The organism is Paenibacillus macerans (assembly GCF_050565405.1).
Lineage (GTDB): Bacteria > Bacillota > Bacilli > Paenibacillales > Paenibacillaceae > Fontibacillus > Fontibacillus macerans_B.
Map to the genome: position 1 here is coordinate 26,001 of NZ_JBNYYG010000044.1, position 17,813 is coordinate 43,813.

Here is a 17,813-nt window from a genome sequence, read left to right on the forward strand (position 1 = left end):
CAGTATTCCTCCTTCAGTGTCCTATGATCTCATTCCCCGGTCAGCCGAATATACAGCTCCTCCAGGTTGGCTGCGCCGTATTCGCGCAATAAGCCCTCGGGCGTCCCTGCGGATATCATTCGGCCGCCGCTGATCAAGACGATCCGCGTGGCCAGCTTATGCACTTCCTCCATGTCGTGCGAAGTGAACACGACGGACGTGCCCGCTTCGGCGAGCGACCGGATGAGCTCCCGCACCTCCCGCCGGGCCCGCGGATCGAGCGCCGCCGTCGGCTCGTCGAGGAATAGCAGCTTCGGGTCATGCGCCAGAGTCATGGCGATGGCCAGACGCTTCTGCTGTCCGCCGGACAGGAGCGCGGCATCGGTCCGCACCGAGCCGGCCAGCCCGCAGCGGGCCAACAGCGCGGCAATCTCCAGGTCCTTCAGCCGGACCCCGTAAAAAGCGGCGAATATCCGCATATTTTCCAGCGCGCTGAATCCCGGGAAGAACGGCGTCGTTTGCAGCTGTACGCCGATCTGCCGGTGCGGATTCGCGCACCAATAGCGGATCGTGCCTTCATCCGGGCGGCGCAGGCCGAGCAGTAAATCGAGCGTGGTCGATTTGCCCGCTCCGTTGGGTCCGATGACGGCCAACACTTCCCCTTGGTGCACCTCCAAATCGAGACGGTCCACGATGCGCCGTCCGCCGTACGTTTTGACGAGACCGGTTGCTTGAATAAAATCTTGCATGACTCGCATCCTCCTCTTAGACAAACTTTATTATCCAACGTTGGATATTGGCTTAAAAAAATGAGCGGTTTGGTCCGCCGGTCGATTCGCGGTCCCGCAGGAGACGCGGCTGTCCGCGCCTCTGGATGCTCCAACTATGCGGTTCCCCGATGGCATTCTTCTATTCCGTTTCGCGAACCGCTATTCCGGTTGCCCCTCGAGCAGGCCGATGATGCGCTGCAAGTAATCGATGTCAAGCTGCAGCAGCGCCATCCCGTTATCGAACGAGGCCTGGGCAAACGCATTAAGTCCGTACTCTTGCTTCAACTCCCGTCCCGTTCGCCACAGGGCCAGCGTCTCTTCCTGCTGCCGCAGGTTTTGCCGGAGCAGCAGCAGCGCCTCGTCGCGGGGAACCGCCTCGACCCAGCTCAGCGCGAGGGAGAAATCCGATTTGACGGAATGGGGGCTTAACGTCAGCGATTCGCGGATCATTTTCTGAAAAGCCGCCTCGCCAGCCTCGGTAATCCCGTAGATTTTACGAAGACGAGCCCCGGTGCGTTCTTCCGCTTTCGTTTCGATCAACCCGTCCTGCTCCATTTTGTTCAGCGCGTAATAGATCGAACCCGACAGTAAATTGGCCCAGGTGTCCATCCGGCTGTACTGGATCATTTGTTGAATTTCGTAGCCGTGCATCGGATGATCGCGCAGCAGGGCGAGAATGATGAGATTGGTCACGGGGATCTTCCTTTTCGACAAAGTTTGTTTATCCAACGTTGGATATTTGTTTGGATGCCCCCATTATATACAGCGACCCAAGGAGGTGTCAACAGGCGGACGGCAATAACAAAAAAACACCTCCCGCATAGCCGGTGCGAGAAGTGCTTTTGGACCGTGAACCTCGATTAAATCCGCTTCTTGGGAGCGATCATTACGCCTGCGCCGATGGCGATCAGGGCGATCGCCAGCACGGGCTGGCCGAAGATGAGGCGATTGTACAGCGTCCCGAGCGAGAAGACGGCGAAAAACAACAGCGAGAGTACGGTCAGAATGTTGATCGGGATCAGCAGGTATTTATTCCGGTTGCCGAACCAATAGAACTCGAACAACCCGACCGCAGGGGCTAAAATGAAGCCCGGCCATAAGTACTCCCAGCTGTCGAACAAGGTCGCGAGCTGGCAGACGAGCCCGACGGTGAACAGAATGCCGCCCGGGATCAGCAACCCCGTCGCCCGCCGGCTGGTCATCGAGAAGTACATCCAGTGGAAGAACAACCCGAGCGGGATGATGAACAGGGTAGCCCAGAAGGTGCCGAACAACGTGCCCGTGCTGATAGCTTCCTTGCGGAAGAACAGGAGGTAGATCCCGAGCAGGATCAACGCAGGCCCAATCCATGATTTTTTATTCAGATTCATATCCAATCTCCTTTGCCTATGTACTTAACTAACTACAGCATACTATAAAAAGCCGGCGGCAGCTTCGGTCTCTGGGGAAGTCGGGAACTGGACCTAAGTCCAGTCACGAGGCAAGTATAAAAACCGCACGGGGAAGAAACGCTAACGCAAGGAAAGGGAAGGGCTTTACGCCTTCCGAATCCCACGAAACGCGTCTAGGAGGTTACCCAGGTGGAGAACAACAAGCAACATCGCAAGCCGAATTCCGGCAACGGGAGCAGCAACGCCCAGAATCAGACGACCGGCAACGGCGGGGAAGCGCAAAACGGCCGCTTGGCCCAAATCAAAAATCATAAGACGGAGGGCGGCGAAACGCTCAACGAATTCATCACCGGCGAGGACAAGTACGAGGGTTAGTGAACGATATGGCAAAAGCCGCTGCACAGCGCACTGTGAGCGGCTTTTTTCAAGGTGCCGGCATTATTTTTGCGTGCCGTGCTTCTTTGTCGCAAGCCGGCTGGCCGGGTTGCCCTGGCCGCGCTTTTTGTTTTTGGCCTGTTTCTCCTGCTGATCTTGTACCTTTTCGACGAATTCGTGCAGATTTTCCATGAGGTCCATCGTCTCCTTGGGTTAAAGTAGTAAGGTTTCTTCGGGTTACTATGCCCCGATTGCGCGGTTTTCATCATTGGATTGCCGCCTATACTTGATTCTCCAAGACATGTACAATGAAGGGGACAACGAGGGGAAAAGAGGGGAAAGCCAATGGAACAAAGCATCAAGCGGCAGCTGCGATGGGGAATCGTCGGCTGTGCGGGGATTGCGGTGAACGCGGTCATGCCGGCGATCCGGCAGTCGGGGACGGGCAGGCTGGACGCGGTGGCGAGCCGCAATTTGGAGAAAAGCCGCGAGGTCGCGGACCGGTTCGGCGCTCCGAAAGCCTACGGCAGCTATGAAGAGCTGCTGTCGGACGGGGACATCGATGCCGTATATATTCCGCTGCCAAACCATCTTCATCAGGAATGGGCCATTCGCGCCGCCGAAGCCGGCAAGCATGTCCTGTGCGAGAAGCCGCTGGCGCTGACGGCCGCCGAGGCCGAAGAGATGGCGGCCGCGGCCGCCAAAGCCGGGGTGGTGCTGGCCGAAGCGTTTATGTACCGCCATCATCCGCGTTGGAGCCGGATCCGCGCCATCATCGACAGCGGCGAGATCGGCGAGCTTCGCGCCATCCGCGGGGCGTTTACGTTCAACAACGCCGAGGATCTGGCCAACATCCGGCTGAAGCCGGAGTGGGGCGGCGGCTCGTTGTACGACGTCGGATGCTATCCGCTCAGCGCGGCGCGTTTCCTGCTTGGCACGGAACCCGAGGCGGTCACCGTGCTGGCGCAGTTCTCCGACCGGCACGGCGGCGTCGACATGATGGCATCCGGGCTGGCGGAATTCCCGGGCGGCATCGGGCTAACGTTCGATTGCGGCATGTGGACCGAGCATCGCCAGCTGCTGGAAATCGTCGGCTCGGGAGGGACGATCGACCTGCCGCTCGCTTTTACCGCCGGCGTGGAGGACGCCGCCTTTACCGTTACCGTGCGCGGGGAGAAACGCGTGGAGAAACCCGAGGCGGCCAATCCGTACGTGGCGGAGCTCGACGATTTCGCCGCCGCCGCGTTCGGCGCACGTCCGCAGCGCTTCGCCCCGGCCGATGCCGTCAAAGGCATGGCCGTGCTTGAAGCCTGCCTGGCTTCGGCGCGGGAGAGAAGACGGGTTGTGTTGTAGTTTTGCAGTTTATGCCTCAACTAGTAAGTAATTATAGAGGGCATCCGCCGGTCCAAAACTCCGCTCTGGAGGCTGGGCCTGACGGATGTCTTTTTGCGTGTGAATGGGGAAATTGCTATCCCCCTCGTGATACGCATTAATCAAATTATGTTCGATTACGGTTTCTATCAAACTGGAATGAAAAAATTAATGCAGCTGTCAGTAAAAGTAGAAGTATGTGATTCTGTATTGTGAATGTCTGGTAAATGAAGGACTGAATATAAGCAATTAATATAAATATTACAACAACTACTCTAATTATATTTCTTGTTCTATTTTTATTGTTTTTAAAAATCAAACTAATTAATGTAATCAGAACAGCAAAAGGAATAAGGAAGAAAATCATAAGTATCAAAAGTTCCAACTAATTCTCACCTCCCAAGTATTAGCCGTTTGCTGTCACTTCATAATACGTAAATGGAAGCCAGTGAAGATTTAGTGTAACACCATACCCGTTATTATGTTAACCCATTGAATTGGCCACCATAGTTAGCCCTGCAGCCTCTAATGCAGCGACAACAGCAGTAAGTTGTAAAACGGGGATAAATGCCGCTAATATTGCGGTAACTGCTGCAATCTGTGCTATCTGCTCACAAGCATAAATTTATTTATATTTGCCTAAAAGGGTTGCCCTAAAAGGAAATTTTGAACGTAGTGTCTTTTTGAGAGCCTCTCATAGCCAAACAACCGATTTTCGTCACCCTTTTTCTCTAAGGATATTTTGGTAACACCGCTTTTTTTAGTTGCATCTTTGACGCCAATACGGCCGCTCCCAATTTCCTGAAAGATTGCTAACTTCATCTCCGAGTCTGTATGTTTCTTTTTGTGTAAAAAAATCTCTCCTTACAGTAACAGGTTTTTTGTTATTGTACCTGCCTACTGCAAGGAGAGAATGTCATTTCTGGAAACTCCTCTTATTCACTTTTGCTAGCATGTTAACGCATGTTCATCTCGTTCGGATGAGAACCCTTGCGGCGGTTGATGTTGAGGCCGTTGATTTGCTCCATTTCGCTGCGGGTCAGCGTGAAGTCGAACACGTTGAAGTTCTCTTCGATTCGCGATGGCGTGACCGATTTCGGGATCGCGATCGTGTTGTTTTGCAGGTGCCAGCGGAGGACGGCCTGGGCCGGCGTCTTGCCGTGCGCTTCGGCGATCCGCTTGATGACGGGGTCGGTCAGCACCTCGCCGCCTTGTTCAAGCGGACTCCAGGCTTCCACGAAAATATCGTGTTTGGCGCAGAACGCTTTAAGTTCGGTTTGGGCCAAGTGCGGGTGGCATTCCACCTGGTTCAGCACCGGTTTGATTTCGGTTTCGTTCATCAAGCGCTCCAGATGCCCGGTTTCGAAATTGCACACGCCGATCGCTTTGACGCGGCCGTCGCGGTACAGTTTCTCCAACGCTTTGTACGTATCCACGTATTGGTCATACTTCGGCGTCGGCCAATGGATCAGATACAGATCGACATAATCGAGTCCCAATCTCGCCAGGCTTTCGTCATAAGCGCGCAGGGTATTGTTGTAGCCTTGATCGCTGTTCCACACTTTAGTGGTGATGAACAGCTTCTCGCGGGCGATGCCCGACTCTTTGATCGCTTTGCCCACGCCAACCTCGTTTCGGTAAATCATCGCGGTGTCGATCGACGTGTAACCGACCTCCAGCGCTTTGGCCACTGCGGCGGTTGCTCCTTCATCGGGCACCTGCCAAACTCCGAACCCAAGCTGAGGCATTTGCAATCCGTTATTTAACGTCACCAAGTCCATATGTATCTCTCCTTTTCATCCTTAAAGGTAAAATGCACCCCCGGCTAAAGTGTTTCCGAAATCGACCGGGCGCATGCCTTGACGAGTTCGATATGCTCGGGGTCCTTGTCTTTGGACAGGCGGACGGACGGGCCGGATAACGCGATGGCGGCCAGCACCTGATCTCCTTTGCGGATCGGGGCGCCGATGCACCTGACGCCGATTTCGCCCTCTTCATTGTCCAGCGAATAACCGTTTTGCCGAATCCGCTCCAGTTCATTCCGGAACAGGCCGGGATCCGTGATGGAATGCTCGGTCAATCGGGAAAAAGCAAGCTGTCCGATGATTCGCTCCCGCTCCGCTTCGGTTTGGAACGCAAGCAGGCATTTGCCGATCGCGTCGACATGCAGCGGCAAGCGATCGCCGATCTCATGGTGCGTGCGCGTGGCATATTTGCCGGACACGGCTTGGGCGATCATCATCTCGGTTCCCTGCAGCAGCCCGATATACGTCGTTTCCCCCGTTTCCCGGCTAAGCCGGTCCATGAAGGAAACGGAACGCCACATGAATTCGTCGTGCGTGCGCAGGCCGGTTCCCGGCAGCTTCGCGAGGAACGACTCTGATACGGCATAACGGTTGTCGTCTCCCTTGGCGATGAAGCCGTTTTGCTCCAGCGTGCTGATCATGCGGTAGGCCGTGCTTTGGTTCAGATCCAGCCGTTCGATGATATCCTGCGTTGTCAGTCCGTGCTCTTCGATCAGAAGCCGGAAGATATCCAGGCCCTTCTTTAACGTTTGAACTTCATTGCGATTGATTTGGCGCCACCTCCTGGAACCCAAGCGTACTCACTTAAATTCAGTGAGAGTATAACATGATCCTGAATTCATTTGCAAATAAGGACAATCGCGGGAATTAATTTCTCCATAATGGATAAACGATGATCGATCACAAGCGAAAAGCGTTTGTATGTCACGCCGAAAGTGACATACAAACGCGCAAGGCCCCATATGCTCATAGTGGAAACGGCTATAGGAACGAAGGCGGCTGCCTTTTCTTCATCAAGCCCTCATTCAACCTTCATGCAACTTGGATCATGGGCATGGTACACTTTATTTCAGAATTTAGATCAAGTCTAAGTGCAATAATAAATTGAAGGGATGGATATAGATGAATAATCGGTTGACAACGAACCAGGGGGCTCCGGTCGGCGATAATCAAAATTCCCGCACCGCCGGACAGCGCGGACCCACATTGCTGGAGGACTATCATCTGCTTGAGAAGCTCGGCCATTTCGACCGGGAGCGGATTCCCGAGCGCGTCGTGCATGCGCGCGGAGCGGGAGCCCATGGCGTATTCGTTACCGACCGCAGCATGACCGAGTTTACGAAGGCCCATTTTCTGCAGGAGGCCGGCCGCGAGACTCCGGTATTCGTTCGCTTCTCGACGGTCATCCACGGCCAAGGCTCCCCGGAAACGGCGCGTGATCCTAGAGGCTTTGCGGTGAAGTTCTATACGGAGGAGGGCAACTACGACTTGGTGGGCAACCATTTGCCGGTCTTTTTCATCCGTGACGCGATCAAATTTCCTGACATGGTGCATTCCCTGAAACCGGCTCCGGACACGAACATTCAAGACCCCGCGCGGTATTGGGACTTCATGACGTTGTCGGCGGAATCGACCCATATGATGACCTGGGTGTTCTCGGATAACGGCACGCCGGCGAACTACCGGCAGATGGACGGCTTCGGCGTCCATGCTTTCAAATGGATCAATGCCGAGGGCAAAGTCACGTACGTGAAATATACGTGGAGGTCGAAGCAGGGCGTGAAGAACCTGTCGGCGGACGAAGCTCGAGAGGTCCAAGGTCAAGACTTCAACCATGCGACACGCGATTTGCACGATCATATCGAGCAGGGGGATTTTCCGCAGTGGGAGCTGAACGTGCAGCTGATGCCGGTCGAGGATCTTGAGATTTGGGGCTTTGATCCGCTGGATCCGACAAAGGTCTGGCCGGAAGACAAATACCCGCTGATTAAGGTCGGCACGATGACGCTGAACCGCAACCCGGGCAATTTCTTCGCGGAAGTGGAGCAGTCGGCTTTTTCGCCTAGCGTACTCGTTCCCGGCATCGAACCGTCCGAGGATAAGCTGCTTCAGGGCCGCTTGTTCTCGTATCCGGATACCCAGCGTTACCGGCTGGGCGCCAACTATTTGCAAATCCCGGTCAACTGCCCATATGCCCCCGTGCGCAACCATCAGCGGGACGGCTTCATGAACGTGAACCAGGATCTCTCGCCGGTCAACTATGAGCCGAACAGCCTCGATGCCAGCCCGAAGGAAGACCCGGCATACCGGGATAGCGTAGTGCCCGTGAACGGCCACATCGGCCGCGAGAAAATCGCCAAAACCGACGATTTCACGCAAGCCGGCGAATTGTACCGCAGCTTTACGGCAGAGGAGAAGGATCACCTGATCAACAACCTGGTGAATGACCTGAACCAGACTCCGGAACAAACCCAACTGCGCGCCGTTTGCAATTTCTTCCGCGCCGACAAGGAATACGGCATGCGCCTGGCGCAAGGGCTGGGCGTGGACATAAGCGGGTTCATTCCGACCAATACGCAGGGTTGATCATCGTTGCTTACTGTGCCTAGGCAACTCCCGATGGGATTCGGGAGTTGTCTTTTTTGTGAGAAAGATGCCATTCCATGCAGGAAAACTATGGTAAACTGGGGGCAGATAGAGAGGAGCTGAACATGTGACGATGGCAATGAAGGAAGAACCGGTCATTCGGTTAGTCGATCTCAGCATGAGCTATGGAGGAAAGCAGGTATTAAACGGAGTGGATCTCGAGGTGTATCCCGGGCAAATCATCGGCTATATCGGGCCGAACGGAGCGGGCAAAAGCACGACCGTCAAAATTATGCTTGGTTTGGTCGAGGGCTACCGGGGCGAGGTGCAGGTGTTCGGGCAAAGTCCCAAGGACGGTGGCGTCGAATATAAGAAAAGAATCGGTTACGTCCCGGAAATCGCCGAGATTTTCGATGCGCTGACGGCGCGGGAATACCTGACTTTCATCGGCGAGCTGTACGGATTATCCGCCGACGAAGCGGAGATGCGAGCCCGCCGGATGCTCCATGAATTCGGCTTGAAGGACGTATTCAACAGCCGGATTTCCACGTTCTCCAAAGGCATGAAGCAGAAGGTGCTGTTGACGTCCAGCCTGCTGCACAATCCCGATGTGCTGTTTCTGGACGAGCCGCTGAGCGGCCTCGACGCGAACAGTGTCATGGTGGTCAAGGAAATGCTGTCGCTGCTGGCATCGCAAGGAAAGGCGATCTTCTACTCATCGCATATCATGGATGTCGTGGAGAAGATCAGCAGCCGGATCGTCCTGCTCGATGGCGGGCGGATCGCGGCCGACGGGAGCTTCGAGGAATTAAAGGAACGCAGCCAGGAAGGCTCGCTGGAGCAAATCTTCAACCAGCTTACGGGGTTCAATGAGCATCAGGACATCGCCGCCCGGCTCGTGTCCATCGTGCAAGAGGTGTAGCGATGAACGAGATGCGAACCCTGCGGGTGCTTGACCGGTTCCGGGCTCTGTTCGTAAGCATGGGCGTCGATTATCCCATGATGCGGCGGATTCTTCAGGTCAAGCTGATGATGGACGCCAGAAGAGTGCCGACGATCATCGGCAAGTCGAGAAAAAAACAGCAGGATGAGGGTGACGACCAGAACCAGTTCTTGCGCTCGCTTTGGCTGTATGTCCTTTTTGGCGGACTTAGCTCAACGCTGGTGATGATGGGAGACAATCTTCTGTTTCAGGTCAGCGTATTGTTCGGCATTATCATGTTTATGGTGATGACGTCGATGATCTCCGATTTCTCCTCGGTGCTGCTCGATATCCGGGACCGGAGCATCCTGGCGACCAAGCCGGTGAGCCGCCGGACCCTGACCATGGCGAAGACGGTACATATCTTTATTTATCTGTTGTTTCTGACCGGGGCGATTGCCGTGATCCCGCTGGCAGTGGGGCTGTTCCGGCATGGGGTCGGATTCTTTGCCATGCTGCTGTTGGAGCTGATCTTGATGGATCTGCTGATCGTGGTACTGACCGCGTTGCTGTATTTGGCCGTGCTGCGTTTTTTTGACGGCGAGAAGCTGAAGGACATGATCAATTACGTGCAGATCGGTATGACGATTACGATTACGATCGGTTATCAGGTGCTGATCCGGCTGTTTGATATCACGGCGATGGATATCGTATTCAAGCCTGCCTGGTGGCAGTATCTGGTTCCGCCGGTTTGGGCCGGCGCGGCGTTTCAAACGCTGCTGCAGCCGGGCGGGGCGTCTTTTGCCGGACTCGCGGCCTTGTCCGTCGCCGTTCCGTTGGCAGCCTTCCTGCTGTACCTGAGGCTGATGCCGGCGTTGGAACGGAATTTGCAAAAGCTGGCCGAACCCAGCGCCCAAAGCGGCCAAGGCAAGGGGAGGATCGTCCGGCGTTTCGCCAACCTGCTCTGTTCCACGCCGCAGGAAAACGTCTTTTTCCGCTTTGCCTGGACGATGATGGGTACGGAACGGGAATTCAAGCTGAAGGTCTATCCTTCGTTGGGCTTTTCGATCATCTTTCCGTTTATCTTTTTGTTTTCGGGCGGGATGGATCGGGGGCTGGAGGGCTTGTCCGGTTCCCGGAGTTATTTGTTCGTGTATTTCTGCGGCATACTGATTCCTACGGTCGTCATGATGCTGCGGTATTCGGGCCAATACAAAGCCGCCTGGATTTACCGAACGTTGCCGATTCCCGATCCGGTGCAGGTCCACAAGGGGACCTTGCTGGCCGCCCTGGTCCGGTTAATCCTGCCCCTGTTCCTGCTGGAGGGCCTGATCTTCGCCGTGCTGTTCGGTCCCGCGGCCATTCCGGATCTGATCGTAGCCGGGATCGCGCTGCAATTTTACGCTATTATCTGCTTTGCTTCTTTGCACAAGGCGCTGCCCTTCTCCGAACCGTTTGAGGCGGCTCAGCAAAGCGAAGGATGGCGGATGCTTCCGCTCATGCTGCTGCTTGGCGTGCTTGGGCTGCTGCACTGGGCGGCGCTGACGCTAATTCCGTTCGGCAGTTTGATCTACGGGGCGCTGATGATCGCTGCGACATGGCTCGGTTGGCGGAAGGCGTTTCACTATGCGGGGCGGTTGTAGGAGGGGATGCATTGAGTAAAGGCGGTACGAACAAACCGGCATTGGCGAACGGGAAGAGAGAAGAGGCAGGACCGCGGATTCGCCGGGAACAACGGACCGTGGCCCTGATGATCAGGCTGTACTGCCGCAAGCGGCATGGGGACAGGCTGCGGGTAAACCGGTGCATGCCGGGGGACGGGGAGAAAGCGGATTTATGCGCGGAATGCGCCGAGCTGCTGGGTTATGCCCGGCAGCGGCTGGACCGCTGCCGGTTTGGCGAAGGCAAGTCCACGTGCATGGCTTGTCCGGTACACTGCTACGCGCCCGAACCCCGGGAGCATATCCGCAAGGTCATGGCTTTCGCCGGACCCCGCATGCTCCTGCGGCATCCGCTGCTGACCGTTTTGCACTTGCTGGATGGGAGGCGAGCCGCAAAAGGCTAGGCGCCAGCTATTCGAATGATTTGGCTATTGCGGGAAAATGCTGCCCAAGACATCATCGATGATTTTTCCGTTAGCGACAATCCCGGTATACAGCCAACTGGAATCGGCCCCGAATTCGTATACGTGACCGTTCTTTACGGCCGGAATTCCGGACCAAATCGGATCGGCTTGCATTTCTTCCTTGGTGATGGCGGTGCTTTTAATGATAAACAGATAATCCGCGTTCAGTTCGGCCAGTTTCTCCTTGGAGATCGGATTCCAGTTGGCGGCGGCGGTGGCGGAGATTTCCTTCACCTGATCAGGCACATTGAGACCGAGATCGCGGTAAAGCACGTCGCCGCTGGACAGCTTTTCATGAACTACATAGGTGCTTTTGGCGGTGACCCAAAGTACGGCCGCCGATGCCTCGCCGATCTCCTGCCGGATTTTTGTTTTTGCTTCGTTCACTTTGGTTTCGTATTCATCCAGCACCTTGCGCGCTTCTTCCGATTTATTCAGAACATCGCCTACGGCAAGCAATTCCTCGCGCCAATCGTTGTTTTGCGCCGTTCCTACGACATAGGTCGGGGCGATTTTGGCATATTGCGCGTATTTGTCGCCGCTGGCTAACTCTGCGCTGTCCAGGATGATCAGATCGGGCTGAAAGCTCATCACGGCTTCATAAGGAAGCTCGGAAGGAATCGTGGGAACGCCCTTTAAAGCGTCTTGCAAATAACCCTGCACGGATTTGCCGCCTTTCGCGGACCATTGGGCGACCGGTTTGACGCCAAGCGCGGCCAAATGATCCTCCAAATAGGATGCGATGATGCGTTGCGGATTTGCGGGGACCGTCACTTCATGGCCTGCGGCGTCCGTGAGAAGACGTTCGGCAGGCTGCTGCTCCCCGCCAGAATTGCCCGAATTCTGTTGTTCGGCAGCGTTGTTGGCCGAAGTTTGCGAATCCCCGTTGTTCGGCGCCGAACCTTGTTCGCCTCCGCAGGCCGCTAACATCAAGGTCAAGCCAAGCAGCAGGACCGCGGTGAAAGAAGATTTTTTGTTTCTGTACATTTGCGATTCCCTCCACGATAGGATAATTTGATAATGATTATTATTATCATTTAAAACCGTCGTGGGTGCAACCCTCATTTGCAAATTTTAGCATTATGGCTATCCAATCACTTTAGTCACAGTAATGTCAAAATTGGGTAAAATCAAAAAAACGTTGATCTGACGCGGGCTTTCGGCTCTCGTTCGCTAATGTGACATTTCTCATGTGATTTCTGTCACAAAATTATTATTTTTACCCCGTTCGTTTTCATGATCCGGTGATAGAATTCACATTAGATAATAATTATTAGAAAGTAGGGAAAAGAAATGCTGGATCCGATTCTGCTTGCACGCCTTCAGTTTGCAGTCACAACGATTTTCCATTTCTTCTTCGTTCCCTTGTCCATCGGCCTGGTGCTGCTTATCGCGATCATGGAAACGATGTACGTCGTGAAGGGGAAAGAAGAATACAAACGGATGGCCAAGTTCTGGGGAAAACTGTTCCTTATCAATTTCGCGGTAGGGGTCGTGACGGGGATCCTCCAGGAATTCCAGTTCGGCATGAACTGGTCGGATTACTCGCGCTTCGTCGGCGACGTCTTCGGCGCGCCGCTGGCGGTGGAGGCGCTGTTTGCCTTCTTTATGGAATCGACGTTTATCGGATTGTGGATCTTCGGTTGGGACCGGTTGTCCAAGAAAGTGCATCTGCTGTGCATTTGGCTGGTCGCCTTGGGGACGACGGTATCGGCTTTCTGGATTCTGGCCGCCAACTCCTTCATGCAGCGTCCGGTCGGCTTCGAAATCAACAACGGACGCGCCGAGATGAACGACTTTTTCGCCTTGATCGGCAACGGGCAACTATGGGTGGAATTCCCGCACACTGTGCTTGGCGCTTTTGCTACGGGCGCATTTCTGATCGCCGGGATCAGCGCTTATAAAATGCTGAAACGCCAGGATGCGGCGTTCTTCAAAAAATCGTTTACGATCGGCATCATCGTCGCCTTGATCGCTTCGTTCGCTACGGCGTTGTTCGGCCACCAGCAAGCGCAATATCTGGTCAAAACGCAGCCGATGAAAATGGCCGCTTCCGAAGGTCTCTGGGGCAAGTCGGGCGATCCCGCGCCATGGACGCTTTATGCGCACATCGATTCGGACGACGGGAACAATAATTTCGAAATCAAAATCCCTTACCTGTTAAGCTTCTTGTCCTATAGCAAGTTCTCCGGCGAGGTCAAAGGCATGCACGAGCTTCAGGCCGAATATGAGCAAACGTATGGCCCCGGGGACTACATTCCGCCGGTACGGACGACCTTCTGGAGCTTCCGGATCATGATCGTCGCCGGCTGCTTGATGATCGTGCTCGGTTTGTACGGCACGTACCTGGCTTGGCGCAAGAAACTCGACCAACCGAACAAATGGTTCTTCCGCGCGATGCTCTGGTCGATTTCGCTGCCTTTCATCGCCAATACTTCCGGCTGGATCATGACGGAAATCGGTCGCCAGCCGTGGACGGTCTTCGGGCTGATGCAGACGCAGGAAAGCGTATCGCCAAGCGTGACCGGCGGGCAAATCCTGTTCTCGCTGATCGCCTTTACGGCTATCTATGCGGCGCTTGGCGCAGTTATGGCCTACCTGTTCGTGAAAGTGATCAAGAAAGGACCGAATGACGAAGAAGGCAGCGGTGCCGATCATTCGGCGGATCCATTCGGTAAGGAGGGGTATCATGCTGTCTCTTAATGAGCTATGGTTTATCCTGGTCGCGGTGCTGTTTATCGGCTTCTTCTTTTTGGAAGGCTTCGATTTCGGGATTGGAATGAGCACTCGTTTTTTGGCCAAGAATGATACGGAACGCCGGGTGCTGATCAATTCGATCGGCCCGTTCTGGGACGCGAACGAAGTATGGCTGCTGACGGCGGGCGGCGCAATGTTCGCCGCTTTCCCGAACTGGTACGCCACGTTGTTCAGCGGGTATTATACACCGCTTGTGGTGCTGCTGCTCGCTTTGATCGGACGGGGCGTCGCCTTCGAATTTCGCGGCAAGGTAGGCAACGAAAAATGGAAAGGCACGTGGGACGTTGCGATTTTCATCGGCAGCCTGCTACCGCCGTTCCTGCTCGGCGTCGTGTTCTCCGGCTTGCTGAAAGGCCTGCCGATCGGCGAGGACATGGAAATGAAAGCCGGGCTGTTCGATATGGTCAATATCTACACCTTGGTCGGCGGCATTACCGTCGTGATGTTGTGCCTTGTGCATGGTCTGCTGTTCGCGAGCTTGCGGACGACCGGCGACTTGCAGGAGCGGGCCCGCAAGCTGGCCCATAAGCTGCTGATCCCGCTGGCCGCCCTGTTCGTAATTTTCGGCGCGCTGACGTTTTTCGAAACCGACGTATTCGAGGTGCGCGGCGTGCTGATCGGCCTGGTGGCCGTGTTGGGCGTGGCTGCTTTCGTTCTGGCAGGCCTGTTCATTTCCAAGAAAAGAGACGGCTGGGCGTTTGGCATGACGGGCACGATAATCGCCCTTTCGATCTCCGGCGTCTTCATCGGGCTCTTCCCGCGCGTCATGGTCAGCTCGATCAGCGAAGCCTTCTCCTTGACGATCCACAACGCGGCCTCCGGCCATTATTCGCTGAAGGTGATGACGATCGTGGCGTTAACTCTGCTGCCGTTCGTGCTTGGGTATCAAATTTGGAGTTACTTCGTTTTCCATAAACGCGTACACGAGAAGGAGCATCTGGAATATTAATGGGACGCGGCTTAATGAAAATTCAAGGGGTCCGTCCGGTCATGGCGATCATGGCCTTGCTGACCCTGATTCAGAGCTTTGCAATCATATGGCAGGCAAAATGGCTGGCGGAGGTCGTCTCCGCCCTGTTTGCCGGCGCCAAGCTGCAGGAACAAGCCGGGGGTGCCGGGTTGTTCCTGCTTGCTTTTATCGTGCGGCAAGGATGCGCGATGGCGCAGCAGAAGACGGCGTACGCGTTCGCCGAGGAGACGGGGCGGGACCTGCGGGGGCGGGTTATGGAGAAGCTGTTCGCTCTGGGACCGCGTTTTATCGGCACCGAGGGCACCGGGAATCTGGTGACGCTGGTGCTGGAGGGCGTGACCAAATACCGCAACTATTTGGAGCTGTTCCTGCCGCGGATGCTGGCGACCGGGCTGACGCCGGTCTTGATTTTGGCCTACGTTTTTAAGCTGGACTTGGCCTCCGGGATCATCCTGACGCTGACGATGCCAATCCTGATTGCCTTCATGATCCTGGTCGGTTTGGCGGCACGCAAGCAAACGGAACGGCAACTGAAATCGTACCGTACATTATCCAATCATTTCGTCGATTCGCTGCGTGGTCTCGAAACGCTGAAATTTCTTGGCCGCAGCAAATCGCATGCAGCTTCGATCGAACGGGTCAGCGACTCCTACCGGTCCGCGACGATGCGGACGCTGCGGGTAGCTTTCCTGTCTTCGTTTGCGCTCGACTTCTTTACGATGCTGTCCGTCGCGTCAGTAGCGGTCAGTTTGGGGCTGCGGCTGGTCAACGGCGAAATGGTGCTGCTCCCGGCATTGATCGTGCTGATTTTGGCGCCGGAATATTTCCTGCCCGTGCGGATGGTCGGCGCGGATTTTCACGCCACGCAGGACGGCAAGGCAGCGGGCGAGGCGATGAACGAGATCATTGCCGCGGCGGACGAGGAGGCGGCGAAAGCCGCGCCGGTGCCGGCGGGAGCGTCGTTTGCGTGGACGTCATCGAGTACGTTGGTTTTGGGTGACGTTGGCGTAACCCACGGGGCCGAGGCCAATCCGTCGCTGGCGGACGTGAATTTGACGTTGGGCGGAATGGCGAAAATCGGCATCATCGGCGAAAGCGGGGCCGGCAAATCGACGCTGATCGACGTGGTCGGCGGCTTCCTGCGGCCGACCTCGGGCCGCTTCAAGCTGAACGGCACGGAGCTTGGCGATTTGACTGCGGCGGGCTGGCGGGAGCAGATTACGTACATCCCGCAATCGCCCTATATTTTCAGCAATACTTTGGCGGAAAATATCCGCTTTAACGCGCCGGGGGCAACGCGGGCGGAAATCGAGCGGGCCGCCGCAGCGGCGGGGCTGGACGGGCTGGTCCGTAGCCTGCCGGGCGGGCTCGATGAGCCGATCGGCGGCGGCGGCCGGCCCCTGAGCGGCGGACAGGAGCAGCGCGTGGCGTTGGCCAGAGCGTTGCTCAGCAAGCGGCCGGTCATTTTGCTCGACGAGCCGACGGCGCATTTGGACATCGAGACGGAATATGAGCTAAAATCGACGATGCTGCCTTTGTTCGAAGGCAAGCTGGTGATTTTGGCGACCCACCGGCTGCATTGGATGCGGCAGATGGACCGCATCATCGTGATGGAGCAGGGCCGCGTGGCGGAGACGGGCACCCACACTGAGCTGATGGCAAAGCGGGGGACTTACTATCGGATGGCAGCGGCGCAGCGGGAGGAGATCGTATGAAGCGGGAGCCATGGGTTCGACCTTATTTTCGATTATACAGCGGCCGGTTTGCGCTTTATTTGATCCTGGGTACGCTGACGCTGCTGTCCGCCGGCATGCTGATGTTTACGTCCGGTTTCCTGATTTCCAAATCGGCGCTGCAGCCTTATAACATTCTGCTCGTATACGTGCCGATCGTCGGCGTGCGCACGTTCGGGATCAGCCGGGCGGTCATTCACTATGTCGAACGGCTGGTCGGCCATGATACGGTTCTGCGGATCCTGTCCAAAATGCGTGTCCGCCTTTATCGCGTCCTGGAGCCGCAAGCGCTGGTTATCCGTTCCCGTTATCGGACGGGCGACATTCTCGGGGCGCTGGCGGACGACATCGAGCAGTTGCAGAACGTGTATATCCGTACGGTATTCCCCAGCGTGGTTGCGTTGATCTTGTATGCGGCGGCGGTCATCGCCATGGGCATGTTCGAAGTGACGTTCGCATTGCTGCTGGCGGCGTACATCTTCGTGCTGGTAGCGGTGCTTCCGTATCTTTCGCTGCGGCTGACCCGGCGGACGAACGAAGCCGTAAAGCGCGAGCGGAACGGCTTGTACCAGACGCTGACCGATGCCGTGATGGGTATCGGAGATTGGGTGATCAGCGGCCGGTCGGCGGAATTCCTGGCGGCGTACGAGCAGGATGAGGCCGCCGTCGCCCGCAAAGACCGCAAGCTGCGGTCCTGGGCGCGATGGCGGAGCTTCATCGGCCATCTCGTCGTCGGCCTCGTCGTGGTTTCGATGGTGTATTGGGCCGGCGGGGAAGCGGCGGCAGGGCGGATCGACGCTACGCTGATCGCGGCGTTCGTGCTGATCGTGTTCCCGCTGTCGGACGCGTTCTTGCCCATGTCCGAGGCGGTGGAGCGCACGCCGCAGTACCGCGTGTCGCTGGACCGGCTCGCCCGGATCTCGGGCGGCGAGGCGGGGGCGCCGGGTGATGCGCGAAGGCCGCCTGTACGGGTTCGTCAGCATTCGCCGATTGCTGCTGGAGGTGGCGAATGTCCGGGCGGAAATCGCG

Annotated in this window: 17 protein-coding genes; 10 read left to right on the forward strand and 7 right to left on the reverse strand. The window is 56.1% G+C overall.

Going from position 1 to position 17,813, the window contains the following annotated elements; all coding sequences use genetic code 11:
• Nucleotides 1-29 precede the first annotated feature (29 nt).
• From ACQ4N8_RS20790 to ACQ4N8_RS20800, 3 genes are all read right to left on the reverse strand, one after another.
• Nucleotides 30-728, reverse strand: coding sequence for an ABC transporter ATP-binding protein (locus ACQ4N8_RS20790; protein WP_430706262.1), 699 nt, complete (start codon nt 726-728; stop codon nt 30-32).
• A 180-nt stretch (nt 729-908) separates the two neighbouring features.
• Nucleotides 909-1,442 (reverse strand): helix-turn-helix transcriptional regulator, encoded by a 534-nt coding sequence (locus ACQ4N8_RS20795; RefSeq protein WP_430706263.1) that lies wholly within the window; start codon nt 1,440-1,442, stop codon nt 909-911.
• Between the two features lie 167 nt (nt 1,443-1,609).
• Entirely contained in the window at nt 1,610-2,119 is a 510-nt protein-coding gene (locus ACQ4N8_RS20800; RefSeq protein WP_430706264.1) for a hypothetical protein, read from the reverse strand.
• 210 nt (nt 2,120-2,329) lie between these two features.
• On the opposite strand from ACQ4N8_RS20800, the gene ACQ4N8_RS20805 reads away from it, so the two are divergent.
• Nucleotides 2,330-2,515, forward strand: a complete 186-nt coding sequence (locus ACQ4N8_RS20805; RefSeq protein WP_430706265.1) for a hypothetical protein — start codon at nt 2,330-2,332, stop codon at nt 2,513-2,515.
• A gap of 63 nt (nt 2,516-2,578) precedes the next feature.
• Here ACQ4N8_RS20805 and ACQ4N8_RS20810 read toward each other — a convergent pair whose 3' ends face one another.
• A complete protein-coding gene (locus ACQ4N8_RS20810) occupies nt 2,579-2,707 on the reverse strand; it encodes a DUF4023 family protein (RefSeq protein ID WP_430706266.1) in 129 nt (42 codons plus the stop codon).
• A 153-nt stretch (nt 2,708-2,860) separates the two neighbouring features.
• Here ACQ4N8_RS20810 and ACQ4N8_RS20815 point away from each other — a divergent pair, with 153 nt between their 5' ends.
• Nucleotides 2,861-3,868: a Gfo/Idh/MocA family protein gene (locus ACQ4N8_RS20815; protein WP_430706267.1), complete on the forward strand. Its 1,008-nt coding sequence runs from the start codon at nt 2,861-2,863 to the stop codon at nt 3,866-3,868.
• 974 nt (nt 3,869-4,842) lie between these two features.
• Here the strand turns inward: ACQ4N8_RS20815 and ACQ4N8_RS20820 are convergent.
• Nucleotides 4,843-5,667 carry an aldo/keto reductase gene (locus tag ACQ4N8_RS20820; protein WP_430706268.1) on the reverse strand — a complete coding sequence of 275 codons (825 nt, stop codon included), beginning with the start codon at nt 5,665-5,667 and terminating at the stop codon, nt 4,843-4,845.
• Nucleotides 5,668-5,711: 44 nt separating this feature from the next.
• Complete coding sequence (locus tag ACQ4N8_RS20825) at nt 5,712-6,485, reverse strand: IclR family transcriptional regulator (RefSeq protein ID WP_430706269.1); 774 nt, start codon at nt 6,483-6,485, stop codon at nt 5,712-5,714.
• Between the two features lie 328 nt (nt 6,486-6,813).
• On the opposite strand from ACQ4N8_RS20825, the gene ACQ4N8_RS20830 reads away from it, so the two are divergent.
• The 4 genes from ACQ4N8_RS20830 (at nt 6,814) to ACQ4N8_RS20845 (ending at nt 11,264) form a co-directional block, all read left to right on the forward strand.
• Entirely contained in the window at nt 6,814-8,277 is a 1,464-nt protein-coding gene (locus ACQ4N8_RS20830; RefSeq protein WP_430706270.1) for a catalase, read from the forward strand.
• 133 nt (nt 8,278-8,410) lie between these two features.
• On the forward strand, nt 8,411-9,199 hold the full coding sequence (locus ACQ4N8_RS20835; protein WP_430706278.1) for an ABC transporter ATP-binding protein: 789 nt from the start codon (nt 8,411-8,413) through the stop codon (nt 9,197-9,199).
• Between the two features lie 2 nt (nt 9,200-9,201).
• The gene (locus ACQ4N8_RS20840; protein WP_430706271.1) at nt 9,202-10,842 is read left to right on the forward strand and encodes a hypothetical protein; all 1,641 of its coding nucleotides are present in this window, start codon (nt 9,202-9,204) and stop codon (nt 10,840-10,842) included.
• A gap of 11 nt (nt 10,843-10,853) precedes the next feature.
• The gene (locus tag ACQ4N8_RS20845; protein WP_430706272.1) at nt 10,854-11,264 is read left to right on the forward strand and encodes a nitrous oxide-stimulated promoter family protein; all 411 of its coding nucleotides are present in this window, start codon (nt 10,854-10,856) and stop codon (nt 11,262-11,264) included.
• Between the two features lie 24 nt (nt 11,265-11,288).
• On the opposite strand, the gene ACQ4N8_RS20850 is transcribed toward ACQ4N8_RS20845, so the two are convergent.
• Nucleotides 11,289-12,311, reverse strand: coding sequence for an ABC transporter substrate-binding protein (locus ACQ4N8_RS20850; RefSeq protein ID WP_430706273.1), 1,023 nt, complete (start codon nt 12,309-12,311; stop codon nt 11,289-11,291).
• Between the two features lie 306 nt (nt 12,312-12,617).
• Between ACQ4N8_RS20850 and ACQ4N8_RS20855 the strand changes: the two genes are divergently transcribed.
• The 4 genes from ACQ4N8_RS20855 to ACQ4N8_RS20870 form a co-directional block, all read left to right on the forward strand.
• Complete coding sequence (locus tag ACQ4N8_RS20855; RefSeq protein WP_430706274.1) at nt 12,618-14,027, forward strand: cytochrome ubiquinol oxidase subunit I; 1,410 nt, start codon at nt 12,618-12,620, stop codon at nt 14,025-14,027.
• Complete coding sequence (cydB, locus tag ACQ4N8_RS20860; protein WP_430706275.1) at nt 14,014-15,030, forward strand: cytochrome d ubiquinol oxidase subunit II; 1,017 nt, start codon at nt 14,014-14,016, stop codon at nt 15,028-15,030. The genes ACQ4N8_RS20855 and cydB overlap by 14 nt, the downstream gene beginning before the upstream one ends.
• Nucleotides 15,030-16,766: a thiol reductant ABC exporter subunit CydD gene (gene cydD / locus ACQ4N8_RS20865; RefSeq protein ID WP_430706276.1), complete on the forward strand. Its 1,737-nt coding sequence runs from the start codon at nt 15,030-15,032 to the stop codon at nt 16,764-16,766. Before cydB ends, cydD begins: the two co-directional genes overlap by 1 nt.
• Nucleotides 16,763-17,813 (forward strand): amino acid ABC transporter ATP-binding/permease protein (locus ACQ4N8_RS20870; RefSeq protein ID WP_430706277.1); only part of this gene is annotated, 1,051 nt, incomplete at its 3' end. The genes cydD and ACQ4N8_RS20870, both read left to right, overlap by 4 nt.